16 protein-coding genes are annotated in these 14,015 nt (G+C 73.6%); 9 read left to right on the top strand and 7 right to left on the bottom strand.

Annotated features, from left to right (window positions below; translation table 11 throughout):
- Positions 1–93: 93 nt before the first annotated feature.
- Positions 94–1,020, bottom strand: coding sequence for a metallophosphoesterase (locus PO879_RS13950; RefSeq protein WP_278237554.1), 927 nt, complete (start codon positions 1,018–1,020; stop codon positions 94–96).
- Positions 1,017–3,395, bottom strand: coding sequence for a transglycosylase domain-containing protein (locus tag PO879_RS13945; RefSeq protein WP_278235471.1), 2,379 nt, complete (start codon positions 3,393–3,395; stop codon positions 1,017–1,019). Before PO879_RS13945 ends, PO879_RS13950 begins: the two co-directional genes overlap by 4 nt.
- A gap of 131 nt (positions 3,396–3,526) precedes the next feature.
- Here PO879_RS13945 and PO879_RS13940 point away from each other — a divergent pair, with 131 nt between their 5' ends.
- Entirely contained in the window at positions 3,527–3,688 is a 162-nt protein-coding gene (locus PO879_RS13940; RefSeq protein ID WP_171245625.1) for a DUF4177 domain-containing protein, read from the top strand.
- Between the two features lie 7 nt (positions 3,689–3,695).
- The gene (locus PO879_RS13935; RefSeq protein ID WP_278235470.1) at positions 3,696–4,163 is read left to right on the top strand and encodes a RidA family protein; all 468 of its coding nucleotides are present in this window, start codon (positions 3,696–3,698) and stop codon (positions 4,161–4,163) included.
- 330 nt (positions 4,164–4,493) lie between these two features.
- On the opposite strand, the gene PO879_RS13930 is transcribed toward PO879_RS13935, so the two are convergent.
- Complete coding sequence (locus PO879_RS13930; protein ID WP_278235469.1) at positions 4,494–5,171, bottom strand: Crp/Fnr family transcriptional regulator; 678 nt, start codon at positions 5,169–5,171, stop codon at positions 4,494–4,496.
- 223 nt (positions 5,172–5,394) lie between these two features.
- On the opposite strand from PO879_RS13930, the gene nth reads away from it, so the two are divergent.
- Complete coding sequence (gene nth, locus PO879_RS13925; protein ID WP_278235468.1) at positions 5,395–6,123, top strand: endonuclease III; 729 nt, start codon at positions 5,395–5,397, stop codon at positions 6,121–6,123.
- Between the two features lie 3 nt (positions 6,124–6,126).
- On the opposite strand, the gene PO879_RS13920 is transcribed toward nth, so the two are convergent.
- The gene (locus tag PO879_RS13920; protein WP_278237553.1) at positions 6,127–7,053 is read right to left on the bottom strand and encodes an alpha/beta hydrolase; all 927 of its coding nucleotides are present in this window, start codon (positions 7,051–7,053) and stop codon (positions 6,127–6,129) included.
- Between the two features lie 26 nt (positions 7,054–7,079).
- On the bottom strand, positions 7,080–7,853 hold the full coding sequence (locus tag PO879_RS13915; protein WP_278235467.1) for a response regulator transcription factor: 774 nt from the start codon (positions 7,851–7,853) through the stop codon (positions 7,080–7,082).
- Between the two features lie 86 nt (positions 7,854–7,939).
- On the opposite strand from PO879_RS13915, the gene PO879_RS13910 reads away from it, so the two are divergent.
- Complete coding sequence (locus PO879_RS13910) at positions 7,940–8,674, top strand: hypothetical protein (RefSeq protein WP_278235466.1); 735 nt, start codon at positions 7,940–7,942, stop codon at positions 8,672–8,674.
- Between the two features lie 14 nt (positions 8,675–8,688).
- Here the strand turns inward: PO879_RS13910 and PO879_RS13905 are convergent, their stop codons facing one another.
- On the bottom strand, positions 8,689–9,351 hold the full coding sequence (locus tag PO879_RS13905; RefSeq protein ID WP_278235465.1) for a YceI family protein: 663 nt from the start codon (positions 9,349–9,351) through the stop codon (positions 8,689–8,691).
- 168 nt (positions 9,352–9,519) lie between these two features.
- Between PO879_RS13905 and PO879_RS13900 the strand changes: the two genes are divergently transcribed.
- Both PO879_RS13900 and PO879_RS13895 read left to right on the top strand, forming a co-directional pair.
- Complete coding sequence (locus PO879_RS13900; RefSeq protein ID WP_278235464.1) at positions 9,520–9,981, top strand: thioredoxin family protein; 462 nt, start codon at positions 9,520–9,522, stop codon at positions 9,979–9,981.
- Positions 9,978–10,430: a DUF4395 domain-containing protein gene (locus tag PO879_RS13895; RefSeq protein WP_278235463.1), complete on the top strand. Its 453-nt coding sequence runs from the start codon at positions 9,978–9,980 to the stop codon at positions 10,428–10,430. Before PO879_RS13900 ends, PO879_RS13895 begins: the two co-directional genes overlap by 4 nt.
- 101 nt (positions 10,431–10,531) lie before the next feature.
- On the opposite strand, the gene PO879_RS13890 is transcribed toward PO879_RS13895, so the two are convergent.
- Positions 10,532–10,909, bottom strand: coding sequence for a DsrE family protein (locus PO879_RS13890; protein ID WP_278235462.1), 378 nt, complete (start codon positions 10,907–10,909; stop codon positions 10,532–10,534).
- A gap of 153 nt (positions 10,910–11,062) precedes the next feature.
- On the opposite strand from PO879_RS13890, the gene PO879_RS13885 reads away from it, so the two are divergent.
- From PO879_RS13885 to PO879_RS13875, 3 genes are read left to right on the top strand one after another with little or no spacing between them, the layout of a single operon-like run.
- Positions 11,063–11,626: an FABP family protein gene (locus tag PO879_RS13885; protein WP_278235461.1), complete on the top strand. Its 564-nt coding sequence runs from the start codon at positions 11,063–11,065 to the stop codon at positions 11,624–11,626.
- A complete protein-coding gene (locus PO879_RS13880) occupies positions 11,623–12,792 on the top strand; it encodes a glycine cleavage T C-terminal barrel domain-containing protein (RefSeq protein ID WP_278235460.1) in 1,170 nt (389 codons plus the stop codon). The genes PO879_RS13885 and PO879_RS13880 overlap by 4 nt, the downstream gene beginning before the upstream one ends.
- 7 nt (positions 12,793–12,799) lie before the next feature.
- On the top strand, positions 12,800–13,936 hold the full coding sequence (locus PO879_RS13875; RefSeq protein WP_278235459.1) for an FUSC family protein: 1,137 nt from the start codon (positions 12,800–12,802) through the stop codon (positions 13,934–13,936).
- Positions 13,937–14,015 lie beyond the last annotated feature (79 nt).

Genomic DNA, 14,015 nt, shown 5'->3' with positions numbered 1-14,015 from the left:
AGGGACTGCACCCGCACCACGGCGACCCGGCGAGCCGGATCCCTCGTGCGGAAGCCTGCTCAGAATAGCCGACGATGGCCCCGGAACGAAAACTCAGATCCGGCCCCGTGCCGTGAACGTGATCAAGGTCGCTTCCGGGCGGCACGCGAACCGCACCGGGGCGTACGGCGAGGTCCCGGCGCCGGCCGAGACGTGCAGCCACGTCGAGTCCGCGCCACCCGGTGCGTCGGGCCGCGGTCCGGGCCAGCCGTGCAGCCCCTTGGCCCGTCGACGGTCCAGGTCGCAGTTGGTGACCAGCGACCCGTAGAACGGCAGGCAGAGCTGGCCGCCGTGGGTGTGCCCGGCGATGATCGCGTCGGCGTCGTCGGCGTGCATCTGGTCCAGCACGCGCCGGTACGGGGCATGCGCGACGCCCAGTCGCAGCGTGGCCGGCTCGTCGTCCGTCCCGGCCGTCGTCTCCGGGAAGACGTCCCGGTCGAGGTGCGGGTCGTCCACACCGGTCAGGGCGACGCGTCGCCCCTGGACGTCGACGGCGTCCCGGCGGTTGGTGAGGTCGGCCCAGCCGGCCTCGCGCATCGCCGTGACCATCCGCTCCCACGGCAGGTCAGGGGTGTGCCGCACCGGCCCCCGCGCGTCCGGGAGCAGGTAGCGCGCCGGGTTCTTGAACGTGGGGGAGTAGTAGTCGTTGGACCCGAGGACGAAGGCACCGGGCCGGTCGAGCAGCGGCTCCAGGGCGTGCAGCAGCGGGTCGACGGCGTCGTGGTGCGCCAGGTTGTCCCCGGTGTCGATCACGAGGTCGGGCTCCAGGGCGGCCAGGGACCGCACCCACTCGATCTTGCGGTGCTGGCCGGGCGTCAGGTGCAGGTCGGAGACGTGCAGGACCCGGAGGTCGCGCTCGCCCGGGGCGAGCACCGGGACCGACACACGGCGCAGCGCGAAGAGCTTGGTCTCGAGGTGCGCGTAGGCCAGCCCGGCGACGCTCAGGGCGGCGAGGCCGCCGACCAGGGCGCGGGGGTTCAGTCGTCGCCCCCGTCGCCGTCCTGGCCGTTGCCGTTACCGTTGCCGCCGCCGTTGCCGGGGTTGTCCCCGCCACCGGAGGAGTCGCCGCCGTCGGAGGACCCGCCGGAGTCACCGCTGTTGCCGGGGTCGGACGACGAACTGTCGTCGTCCGAGTCGTCGCTGGACGACGACGGCGGAGCCGGCGGGGCCGGGGGAGTCCCGATCATGGACTGGTCCGGCGGGCCGAAGTCCTCCACGGGCATGCCCTCGATGGCCTGGTCCATGTAGGTCTTCCAGGCCGGTGCCGCGACGGAGGAGCCGTACAGCGGGTCGAACCAGTCGCCGTTGACGAACATGCCGTTCGTGTGGTCCTCGGTCGCGTTCTCCACCGTGCCGACCCACACGGAGGTGGACAGCTGCGGCGTGAACCCGGTGAACCACGTCTGCGTCGACAGCTGCGAGGTTCCGGTCTTGCCGGCGACGGGCCGACCATCGGCGAGACCGCCGAGACGATAGGCGGTGCCACGCGTGAACACGTTCTCCATCGCGTACACCACCGTGTTGGCGATGTCGCTCGGCAGCGCGTTCTTGTCGCAGTCGGCCTGAGGGACCTCGTACTCCTCGCCCCGCGGACCGGTCACCCCGGTGATCGCGACGGGCGTGCAGTAGGTGCCGCCCGAGGCGAAGGTCGCGTACATCGCGGCCAGGTTCATCGGGGACGTCTCCTGGGTGCCGACGATCATCGGCGCGAAGATGTCGATGTCGCTCTTGGTGGCCGGCTGGCTCAGCGGCCCACGGTTGTCCCCGAACGAGGTGCTGGTCGGTCGGTAGCCCATCTGCCACGCCGTGTCGCGCAGCCCGCAGAGGTTGAGCTCGTGACCCATCGACGCGTAGGCGGTGTTGACCGACAGGTAGGTGGCCTCCAGCACCGGGATCGTTCCGCTGAGGACGCCCTCGGCGTTGGCCGGCGCCCAAGTCTCGGAGCTCGTGATCGGCCGGCAGGGGGCGTTGAACGTGTTCACGGGGCGCTCCACCTTCGTGGCCGTCACCTGCTCGAGCAGCGTGTGCCCCTCCTTCAGCCACTGGGAGAGCACCACGGGCTTGAAGTTCGACCCGGGCTGGAAGCCGCCCGAGGCGCCGTGCACGTAGTCGGCGTTGTAGTTGACCGTCGTGTCGCGGCTCGCGTTCCCGGCGGCCCGCGTCCCCGTGTAGGGCACGTTCTGCGCCATCGTGAGGATCTTGCCGGTCCCCGGCTCGACGGTGACGATGGACGCCTCGAGGTTGCTCTCGTCGCCCGCCGGCACGGCCTGCTTGATCGTCTTGAACGCCGCCCGCTGCTTCTTCATGTCCAGCGTGGTGTGGATGTCCAGACCGCCGCGGTAGAGCAGCTCCTGACGGTCGGCCCGCGTCTCCCCGAAGGCCTCGTCGAGCAGCAGCTCCTTGATGACGTAGTCGCAGAAGAAGGCCGAGTTGTTGGCCGTCTGGCAGCCGGCCGGGGACGGCGTGACGTTCAGCGTCTCCTCGATGGGCCGGTCGAGCGCGTTGTCGCGCTGGTCCAGCGAGATGTACCCGAGGGAGTACATGTTCTTGATGACCAGGTCGCGGCGCTCCTGGGCCAGCTCCGGGTTGCGCGTCGGGTCGAACAGCCCGGGCGCCTTGGTGATCCCGGCGATCGTCGCCGCCTGCACCACGTTCAGGTCGGAGGCCGTCGTGTCGAAGTAGTAGCGGGCGGCCGACTCGACGCCGTAGACGCTCGCGGCGGCGAACTGCGCGATGTTCAGGTAGCCCTGCAGGATCTCGTCCTTGGACATGCGCTCCTCGAGGGCGATGGCCATCTTCGCCTCACGGAGCTTGCGGTCGATCGTCGACTCGTGGGCGTCGATGACGGCGAACTGGTCGCCGTCCTGCTGCGCCGACTCGATGAGCATGTTCTTGACGTACTGCTGGGTGAGGGTCGAGGCGCCCTGCGTGTCCTCGCTGGTGAGGTTGTTCACCACGGCGCGCGTGATGCCCTGCGCGTCGACGCCGTTGTGCTCGTAGAAGCGCTCGTCCTCGATGGCGATCACGGCGTTCTGCATGTGCTCGGAGATCTCGTCGAGCGGCTTGACGATGCGGTTCTGGTAGTAGAACGTCGCCAGCAGCTTGCCGTTGGAGGCGTAGATCCGGGACTGCTGGGACAGCGGCCTCGGCTCGAGCTCGGCCGGCACGTCGTCGTAGATCTCGACGGTGCTGTCGGCCATCGCGTTGACGCCTGCGACCGCCGGGATCACGAAGCCCGCCGCCAGCACGCCGCCGGTCCCTGCCGCCAGGAGGAAGGCGAGCAGCAGCGCGACCATCTGCGTGGCCGGGATCGTGCGCGTGATGCGACGGGAGTCGCGAGAGTCAGGAGCCGCCATGTTCCCAGCCTAGAGGGTCGGTCCTCGCTGTCGCGCCGGGGACTCGGGGCGCGTGTGCAGGTCCTGTGGAGTCGTGGTCGCGGGGTCGTGCCGACGTTCACGGGAAACATGCTCGGGCTACGATCGGCCGCATGGCTACCACGTGGGAGTACGCGACCATCCCCCTGTTGATCCACAACACCAAGGCGATCCTCGATCAGTGGGGCGCGGACGGCTGGGAGCTGGTCCAGGTCGTGCCGGGTCCCGACAGCGCGAACCTCGTCGCCTACCTCAAGCGCCCGTCGGGTGAGTGAGGCCGGCGTGAGCATCGACGACCGCCTGGCCGAGCTGGGCCTCGCCCTGCCCGACGTCGCCGCGCCCGTCGCCGCCTACCAGCCGGCGGTGCGCTCGGGGCAGTACGTCTACACGGCGGGCCAGCTGCCCTTCGTGGACGGCACCCTCGCGACCGTCGGCAAGGTCGGCACCGAGGACGGGCTCGTCGACCCCGCGACGGCTGCCGACCTGGCCGCGACCTGCGCCCTGAACGCGCTGGCCGCGGTGCGCAGCGTCACGGGCACGCTCGACGGGGTCCGCATCGTCAAGGTCACCGGCTTCGTGGCCAGCGACCCGTCCTTCACGGGACAGCCCGCCGTTCTCAACGGCGCCAGCGAGCTCCTGGGCCGGATCTTCGGCGACGCGGGCACCCACGCCCGCTCCGCCGTCGGCGTCGCGGTGCTGCCGCTGGACGCGCCGGTCGAGGTCGAGCTGATCGCCGAGCTCACCGACTGAGCCCAGGCTCCTGACGCGGGCGGTGACGCGTCCCGCTGCTGGGGCGGGCGGTGACGCGTCCCGCTGCTGAGGCGGGCGGTGAGGCGTCCCGTCGCGCGGCCGCGTTCACGGGCGCTGCGCGCCCTCCACTTCGGGCCTGACGGCCGCGCGACGGGACGCCCCACCACCCACCCGTGTGTGCTCACCGGGCGCCGCGCTCGCCGCGGACTGCACAGCAGGTGGAGACGACAGACCCCCGGACGCCGTCATCCACCCCGAAGTGGAGGGCGCGCAGCGCCCGTGAACGCGAGCGTGCCGAGGGTTTCTGCCGTCCCCGCGGACGACCAGGACTCAGCGCGCGCGGCGCTCCAGCCGGTCCATGTCGAGGAGCACGACCGCGCGGCCCTCGCGCCGCACCCAGCCGCGCGTGGCGAAGTCCGCCAGCGCCTTGTTGACCGTCTCGCGCGAGGCGCCGACGAGCTGGGCGAGCTCCTCCTGGGTCAGATCGTGCGCGACGCGGACGCCCTCGTCGTTCGGCTCGCCGAAGCGCTGGGAGAGGTCGAGCAGGGCCTTGGCGACGCGGCCGGGGACGTCGGAGAACACGAGGTCGGCCAGCGTCTCGTTGGTGCGGCGCAGGCGCCGGGCGAGCGCGCCGAGCAGCGTCGTGGCGACGTTCGGGTGCGCGGCGACCCACTGCACGAGGGCCTGGTGACGCAGCTCGTAGCACAGCGCGTCCGAGACGGACGAGGCCGTGGCCGTGCGGGGGCCCGGGTCGAAGAGGGACAGCTCGCCGAACATCTCGCCCGGGCCGAGGATCGACAGCAGGTTCTCCCGACCGTCGCTGGAGCGGCGCCCCAGCTTGATCTTGCCCTGCGCGATCACGTACAGCCGGTCGCCCGGTTCGCCCTCGCGGAACAGGACGTCCCCGCGGCCCAGCTCGACGGGGATCATCGACTCGAAGAGCGCCTTCGACTCCTCGCTGTCCATGTCGGCGAACAGGGGGGCGGAGAGCACGACGGTGTCGTCCACAGCAATCCTCACGTTCTCGGGCCTCTGCCCGGTCGGGGCGAGGCGCGTGTCTGACAAAATGTGTTCCAGGTCTCAGTCTGCCTCACACCAGGGCATCGTGCCTGGACGCGCCGTGCTGGCCGCGCCGTGTCGGAGTGACGTCCGGGTGAACGATCGGCAGTGTCCGCGCGTTCCGCGACTCGGCTCCCGTTCCACCGTCGGAGGCTGGGGATACGCTGCCCGCATGGTCGAGACGTCGCAGCAGCCTACCCCCACCGGGGAGTCCCGTCTGGCCCTCGTCCGGCGGGCGCGGCGCATCGACCGCGTCCTGGCCGAGACCTACCCCGACGCGCGGGCCGAGCTGGACTTCACCACGCCCTTCGAGCTGCTCGTGGCGACCGTGCTCTCGGCGCAGACCACCGACGTGCGGGTCAACGCCACGACGCCGACCCTGTTCGCCCGCTACCCGGATGCCGCTGCGCTCGCCGCGGCCGACCCGGCGGAGGTGGAGGAGATCCTGCGGCCGCTCGGGTTCTTCCGGGCCAAGACGCGCTCGGCCGTCGGCCTGGCGCAGGCGCTGGTGGAGCGGCACGACGGCGAGGTGCCGCGTCGGCTGACGGACCTGGTCGCGCTGCCGGGCGTCGGCCGCAAGACGGCGAACGTCGTGCTCGGCAACGCCTTCGGCATCCCCGGCATCACCGTGGACACGCACTTCGGACGGCTCGCGCGGCGACTGGGTTTCACCCGGGAGGAGGACCCGGTCAAGGTCGAGCACGCCGTCGGCGAGCTCTTCGAGCGCAAGGACTGGGTGATGCTCAGCCACCACCTCGTCTGGCACGGTCGCCGGGTCTGCCACGCGCGGCGGCCGGCCTGCGGCGCGTGCCCGGTGGCGCGCTGGTGCCCGTCGAACGGAGTCGGCGAGACCGACCCGGTGGCGGCGGCGAAGCTGCTGCGCCCCGGCCCGCGCGGCTGACGGTCAGCGCTGCTGGTCGGCCAGCCAGTCGAGCAGCAGACCCGTCACGGCCTCGGGCGCTTCCTCGGCCAGGAAGTGCCCCGCGTCGTCGACGACCTCGAACCGGAAGTCGCGCGCCACGGCGGCGCCGTCCAGGTCGGCTGTCTCGCGCCGGAGGAACCCGTCGGCCGCCCCGTGCAGCTGCAGCACGGGCACGTCGATCCTGCGCCGGAGCGCGGCCAGGTACCGCCGGCCCGCCGGGTGCGCCGACGTCCGGGACAGCCAGCGCAGCGTGTCGACGGCGCTGTGGGCCGCGAAGGGGATGCGCAGCACCTCGCGGTAGCGGGCGACGGCCTCGGACTCGAGCGGCCGGTCGGACCCCGCGTCGAGCAGGCTGGGCACGCCGTCGCCGTCCTGCAGCCGCCGTTCGAGCACGCCGGGCAGCTGGGCAGCGGCGAACAGCCGTCGGGCGGCCGGGGTGAGGATGCCCCGGCCGGGCACGTGCAGCCGCGCCGGGTGCGGTGCTCCGAGCGCCGCCACGCCCGCGGTCACCCCCGGCTGGAGCGCGGCCATCGCCCAGGCGAGCGCGCCGCCGGTGCCCGCGCCGACGACGACGGCCCGGTCGTGGCCGAGGGAGCGGATCACGCCGGCGACGTCCCGGGTGCGCGTCGGGACGTCGCGTCCCGAGGGCGGCTTGTCGGAGGCGGCCACGCCGCGCAGGTCGAGCGCGGCGACCTGGACGCCGGCGTCGGCCAGGTCGGGGATCTGGTGGCGCCAGGCCCACCAGAACTGCGGGAAGCCGTGCAGCAGCACCACGAGCGGTGCACGGTCGCCGCGGGTGGGCCGCGGGCCGGCGGAGGCGACGTGGAAGCGGGAGCCGTTGGCGGCGACGAACTCGTGCCGCCACGGCCCGTCGACCAGGGCGCTGGAGTAGTCGGCGGCGTCGGACATGGCGGTCACGGCCGCAACCTACCGGGTCAGCCGCCCGAGGACACCTGCGGCGAGCCGGGGGTGTCGCGGTCCGTCCCGCCGCCGGAGGACTCGCCGGCCGTGGACGCGGCGGGTTCCTCGCGGGGCTCCTTCGGCGGGTCGAACCGGTAGCCGACGTTGCGCACCGTGCCGATGAGCTGCTCGTGCTCGGGACCGAGCTTGGCGCGCAGCCGCCGGACGTGGACGTCGACCGTCCGGGTGCCGCCGTAGTAGTCGTAGCCCCAGACCTCCTGCAGGAGCTGAGCCCGGGTGAAGACCCGGCCCGGGTGCTGCACGAGGTACTTGAGGAGCTCGAACTCCTTGTAGGTCAGGTCGATCGGACGGCCGCGCAGGCGTGCCGTGTACCCGCCGGCGTCGATGGCCAGCTCGCCGGCGGAGATCTCCTGGGGCGAGTCCTCGGTCGGGCCGTGCGCGGACCGCTCGACGACGAGCCGCAGCCGTGCCTCGACCTCCGCGGGGGAGGCGGACTCGAGCAGCAGGTCGTCGGCGCCCCACTCGTGGTTGACGACGGTCAGGCCGCCCTCGGTGAGGATGAGCACCAGCGGCACCGTCAGACCCGTGGCGTGCAGCAGACGGCAGGTGGTCCGCGCGGCGACGAGGTCGCGGCGGGCGTCCAGCAGCACGACGTCCGAGTCGGGGGCGTCCACGAGTGCCGAGGGCTCCATGGGCAGCACGCGCACCTTGTGCGAGAGCAGGCCCAGCGCGGGCAGGACCTCGACCGAACCGCCGGTCGCCGGCGTCAGGATCAACAGTTCGGCCACGTGCACTCCTCCCGAGACGGGTTGACGTCAAGGTACCCTGCCGCGCCCCGCAGGTCACAACGTCTTGGCATGGGAGACTCGTCGTCGTGACCGTGACCTCCCGTGCCGTGACGACGGCCGTGCTCGCCACGCTCGTGGCGGCCGCGGCCTACCTGGGGCCCTGGTGGACGGTCGGCGCGTCCGCGCTCCTCGTCGTGCTGCTGGCGGTCGGCTGGGCGCCGCTGCTGCGGCTGCCGGCCGACGGCGCGACGTCGACCGTGGTGCTGCTGGCGGGGCTCGGCGGCCTCGCCGTCACGTGGTTCACCGAGGGCGAGCCCGTGCTGCGCAACCTGCCCGCCGTCATCGCGCTGTCGCTGGTGCTGGCGTTCGTGGCGCAGATGCTCCGCAGCGGCGGGCGTCCGCGCCTGGTCGAGTCCGTCAGCGGGATGACCGCCGGCGTCGTCGTCTCCGTCGCGGCCGCCGGCTGGCTGGCCACCGCCGGCACGGACGCCGGCGCAGGGCTGGTCGTGACCAGCGCCGTCGGGCTGGCCGTCGCGTCGGCGGTGGCGGCCCTGCCCGTCGCCGGCGGCTGGATCGGGTCGCTGCTCGCCGTCGCGCTGGGCGGGGCGGCCGGTGCCGGCACCGCGTCGGCGCTGCGCGAGGTGGAGCCGGTCCACGGGCTCGTGGTCGGGCTGGTGGCCGGTCTGGTCTCGGCGGCGCTGCGGCTGCTGTTCGAGCGCCAGCCGGCGCTGCAGCGGTGGCGGGCCGGCGTGGCGGCCGCTGCTGCGCCGGTGACGATCACCGGGATGCTGGTGTTCGTCGTGGGCCGCACGCTGCTGTAGCCGGTCCGGGACGCTCACGAGGTCTTGCGCACCGCCTCGCCGGCCAGCTCGATCCGGACCGTCTTGGCCACGAGCACGCCGCCGGTCTCCAGCGCCACGTTCCACAGCAGCCCGTACTTCTCGCGCTCGAAGTCCGCGGTCGCGCTGAACCCGAAGATGTTGTTGCCGAACGGGTCCGCACCGGCGCCGCCGAACTCCGCGTCGAGCGTGATCGGGTGGGTGATCCCGCGGATCGTCAGCTCGCCGTGCAGGAGGAACTTCGCGCTGGTGCGGTCGGCGGCCGGGCCGACCTGGGCGCTGCGGCCGGGGGAGCGTCCCTTGAGGGCCGCCCAGGAGAAGATCGGGTCCGGCTCGGCACGCCACTCGATCCCGGTGGAGCGGAACTCCATGGTCGGGTGGTTCTCCACGTCCAGGAAGTCGGCGCTGCGCAGGTGCGTGTCGCGGTCCTCGTTGTGGGTCGTGATCGACGTCGTGTCGATGATCGCGCCGACGGACGACGCCAGCGGGTCCTCGGCGACGTGGATGCGCGCGGTGCCCCGGCTGAACTCCCCGCGCACGGGGCTGACCATCATGTGCATCGCCTGGAAGCCGATGCGCTTGTGCCCCTCGTCGAGGTCGTACGTGCCGGGTGCCGGGATGACCAGGTCGTTCCAGGTCCGGGTCGGGGCGTCGGTCATCGTTCCTCCTGAGGGGGCCGGCGTCGCCGGGCAGCGTCGTGGACGGGCGTCGTGGACAGTCGTCGAGGTCCCGGTCGGGGCCGCGTAGTCTCCGGGTCGTCGACGGTCGGGAACATTCATGCAAACGGATATGTTCCCACCCGACGGTGATCTGAAGGAGGCCATCGCATGACCGCACAGTGGACAGCCCTCGTCGCGCTGCTCGTGGTGACGACCGTGCTGGGACTGGTGTGGCGCTCGGCGCAGGGCCGGGTGCGCGCCACGGCGCCGTCCGGCGATGACGACGCCGACGCACGCTGGACCGACGAGCTCGCCGCCCAGGGGGTCGCCCCCGGTGAGCGCGTGACGTTCCTGCAGCTCTCGGCGGAGGTCTGCTCGGCCTGCCGGTCCACCGCCCGGACGCTCGGGTCGCTGGCCGCCGAGGAGCCGGGCGTCGTGCACCTCGAGATCGACGTCGACGACCGTCCCGACCTGGTGCGTCGCGCCCAGGTGCACCGCACCCCCACCGTGCTGGTGCTGGACGGCACCGGTGCCGAGGTCGCGCGCGCCTCCGGCGGCATGACGCCGGCGCGCGCCCGCGAGGCGCTCGGTAGCGTGGAGGCCGCACCCGTCCCCGGGAGGACCGCATGAGCCTCGAGACCTCGTCCCCGCCACGGATCGACCCCCGCGGCCCCCGCGTGGGTGCGGGCATCACCGCGGTGCTGCTGGCCGTCGTCGTGCTCCTGGGCCCGACGACGTCGGCGCTCGTGCTGCTCACGGTCGTCGCGCTGAGCTTCGTGCCCGGCGCGGTCCGCGGTCCGCAGGCCACCTGGCAGGGCTGGCTCTTCCGGACGCTGATCCGTCCGCGGCTGGCCCCGCCCGAGGAGCTGGAGGACGTCCGTCCGCCCCGCTTCGCCCAGACGGTCGGACTCGTCGTGACCGGGGTCGGCGTCGTGGCCGGCTGGGCCGGGGCGCTCGCCGTCCTGCCGTGGGCCGCCGGGCTCGCGTTCGTCGCCGCCGCGCTCAACGCCACCGTCGGGCTGTGCCTGGGCTGCGAGCTCTACCTGCTGGGACGGCGGCTGCGCCGCGCCCCCTCCTGATCCGCGCCCCCTCCTGATCCGCGCCCCCTCCTGATCCGCGCCCGGGCCCGCCCCGTGGGCCGTCCCGTCGTGGCTCGTCCCCCGGTGCGGGGACGCGCCGGTCAGTAGACGAGCGCCTGGGCCCCCGGGCGCAGCGACTCCTCGACGAACACGGGCGCGCCCGCGACGCGCACGCCGTCCAGGACGTCGTCCGGTCCGATGTCCCGTCGGGCCGCGCACTGGGAGCACACGGTCACGGTCCCGGTCGCCAGCACCGCCTCCAGCAGCTCGGCGGCCGGGGCCGCGTGCTCGAGCGCCAGCTCGTCGGCACGGCCCGGCACCCCGAACCACGCCGCCTCGCCGGTGAGCCAGAGGGACACGTGGACCCCGGCGGCGGCGGCCGCGGCGGCCACCGTCAGGGCCTGGTTCGCGGCTTCCGGGCGATCCGTCCCGGACGTCGTCTTGACGACGAGCGAACGCTGCGCTGTGGTCTCGGTCATACGTGGACCCTAGCCCGACGCCGATGGGTACCATCGAGGCATGTCGATCCACGCGCTCGAGATCTTCTTCACCAGCCTGCTGGTGGTCACCGTCGGTGTGATCACCTGGTTCGCGGCCTACGTCGTCTACAAGCTCTTCCACGGTCAGCGCTGATGCCGTTCACCTTCCCCGAGGGGCTCGCGCCCGAGGTGTACCCGCTGGCCTGGCTGGTCGGCCGGTGGACCGGGGGCGGTGTCATCAAGTACGAGGGCATCGAGGAGACGGAGTTCCGCCAGGAGCTCGTCTTCGACCACGACGGCGGACCGTACCTGCGGTTCGAGTCGACGCTGTCCGTCCGCTCCGGCGCCGCCGCGGACGGTGAGACCACCGACGGTCAGGTCGGCGAGAGCGCCGCCTTCGACACCGTGTGGTCCACCGAGACCGGCTACTGGCGCGTCGCCTCGGAACGTCCCGAGGGGCTGGGCGAGAACCAGCACCCCCTCGAGGTGCTCGTCACCGACGCCTCGGGGCGGCTCTCGCTCTTCCTCGGCGTCGTCGGCGACGGCCGGGTGGACCTGGCCACGGACTTCGTCGCCCGCACCTCGACGGCCGCCGAGGTCACCGCTGCCAAGCGCCTCTACGGCAACGTCGAGGGCCGCCTGCTCTGGGTCGAGGAGCTGGCCGCCTTCGGCCACCCGATGGGGTCCTACGCGTCCGGAGAGCTCGACCGCGCATGACCTACCGCAGCCCCCTGCTGAACCGCACCGGCGCCGTCGCGGCGTCCGGACCCGACGCCGGCGTCGCCTGGCACTACGGCGACCCGGTGGCCGAGCAGCGCGCCCTGGCGCGCGGCGGGGCCGTCGTCGACCAGTCGCACCTCGGCGTGGTGCGTCTGACCGGACCCGACCGCCTGAGCTGGCTGCACTCGATCACCTCGCAGGACGTCGAGCACCTGGCCCCGCGCACGTCCACCGAGCTGTTCGTGCTCTCCCCCCAGGGGCGCACGGAGCACGCCGTGGCGCTCGTCGACGACGGCACGTCGACGTGGTTCATCACCGAGCGCGACCACGTCGAGCCCCTGGTGGCGTGGCTCGAACGGATGAAGTTCATGATGCGGGTCGAGATCACCGACGTGACCGACTCCTACGCCGCGATCGGGGAGCCCGTCGACGCCGAGGGCACCGAGACCGAGCCGGTGACCTGGCGCGACGCCTGGCCCGAGGTCGTCGGCGGCGGCACCCGCTACGGCCCGCCCGCCGCCGAGCACCCCGGTGCCGACCGCGACTGGCGTCTGGTCCTCGTCCCGCGCGAGCAGCTCGCCGACGCCGTGGCCGAGCGCGAGGCCGCGGGCTGGCGCCTGGCCGGCACCTGGGCCACCGAGGCGTTGCGCGTGGAGGCCTGGCGGCCGCGGCTCGCCCGCGAGGTCGACGACCGCAGCGTCCCGCACGAGCTCGACTGGCTGCGCACCGCCGTCCACCTGCACAAGGGCTGCTACCGCGGGCAGGAGACCGTCGCGCGGGTGCACAACCTCGGCCGTCCGCCGCGCCGCCTCGTCATGCTGCACCTCGACGGCTCCCAGCACGTGGTGCCCGAGGCCGGCGCCGAGGTCCGCCGTGACGGCCCGGACGGCAAGGTGGTCGGGCACGTCACGACCGTGGCCCGCCACCACGAGCTCGGCCCCGTGGCGCTCGCCGTGGTCAAGCGCAACGTCCCGACCGACGCCACGCTCGCCGTCGTCGGCCCGGTGGGTGCCGGCGAGGACGCCGAGCAGATCGCCGTCGCCGCCGCCCAGGAGGTCGTGGTGCCCGGCGAGGGCGTCTCCGCCGACCGGCCCGCCGCACGCGGGGAGACGATGCGCGGGCTGTCCCCGCGCGGTAACGACGGGGCCCAGAGCCTGCTGTGACGGCACGGTGAGGGCCGGGCCGGACCCGCGCCGGGCGGGCGCCGCCGCCGGCACGGCCGTGCGGAGCCTGCTGCGGCGGATCCGGCTCCGCCAGGGCTGGGCGCGGGTGCGGACCGGGTTCTGGCCCATCGTGCAGGCCTCGCTGGCCGCCGGGGCCGCCTACGGGATCGCGCACCTCCTGCTCGGGCACGCCCAGCCCTTCTTCGCGGCCGTGGCCGCCTGGGTCTGTCTCGGCTTCTCGTTCGACCGCGAGCTGCGCCGGGTGGCCGAGGTCGCCGTCGGCGTGGCCGTCGGCGTCGGGATGGGCGAGCTCGTCGTCGAGGTCATCGGCTCCGGCTGGTGGCAGCTCACCGTGGTGCTGCTCGTCTCCGCCCTGCTGGCGCGGTTCATCGACCGCGGGCCGCTGCTCGTCACGCAGGCGGGCGTCCAGGCGATCGTCGTGGTGGGGCTGCCGCTCGCCGTCGCCGCCGACGGCGCGTTCGGCCGCTGGACCGACGCCGTGATCGGCGGTCTGGTCGCCCTGGTGGTGACCGTCCTGACGCCGGGTGACCCGCGGCGCCGGCTGCGGGTCCAGGCGGCGAACGGGACCGGTGAGCTGGCCGAGACCCTCGAGTCGATCGCCCGCGGGCTGCGCGCCCGGGACCTGGACGAGCTGGGCGCGGCGCTCGTGCGCGGCCGGGCGAGCGAACCGGTGCTGGCCGAGTGGCGTGACGGGGCGCGACGGTCCGCCGAGATCGCCCAGGTGAGCGTCAACCGCGGCCACTGGGCCGAGTTCCGGCTGCTGGCCGAGCAGGCCGTGCTCCTGGACCGGGCGATGCGCAGCGTGCGGGTGCTGGCCCGGCGCGCCCCGACCGTCGTCGGGCCGGACGGCTCCTGGCCCGACGTGACCGCCGCCGCCGATCTCGTCGAGCGCTACGCCGGCGGGGTGCGGCTGCTGTCGACGGCGCTCGGGGGCGGAGGATCGATGGAGGACGCCCGGGCGCTGCTGCTCGAGGTCGCCGCCGCCGCGGACCCCCGGCTGGTCGGCGGTGACGACCTCGGCGTGGCCTCGTTGGTGGTGCTGCTGCGGGCCCCCGTCGTCGACACCCTGGAGGCCGCCGGCGTGCCCGCGGGAGAGGCCCGGGCCGCGCTGCCGGAGCTCTGACCCCGCCGCTCGACGCCGTTGTGGGCGTGAAATCTGCAGCCCGGACCCGCCCGAGACTGCAGATTTCATGCCCACAGCG

Source organism: Isoptericola sp. AK164 (assembly GCF_029643425.1).
Classification (GTDB): Bacteria; Actinomycetota; Actinomycetes; order Actinomycetales; family Cellulomonadaceae; genus Isoptericola; species Isoptericola haloaureus.
This window is presented reverse-complemented; position numbering and strand designations above follow the sequence as displayed.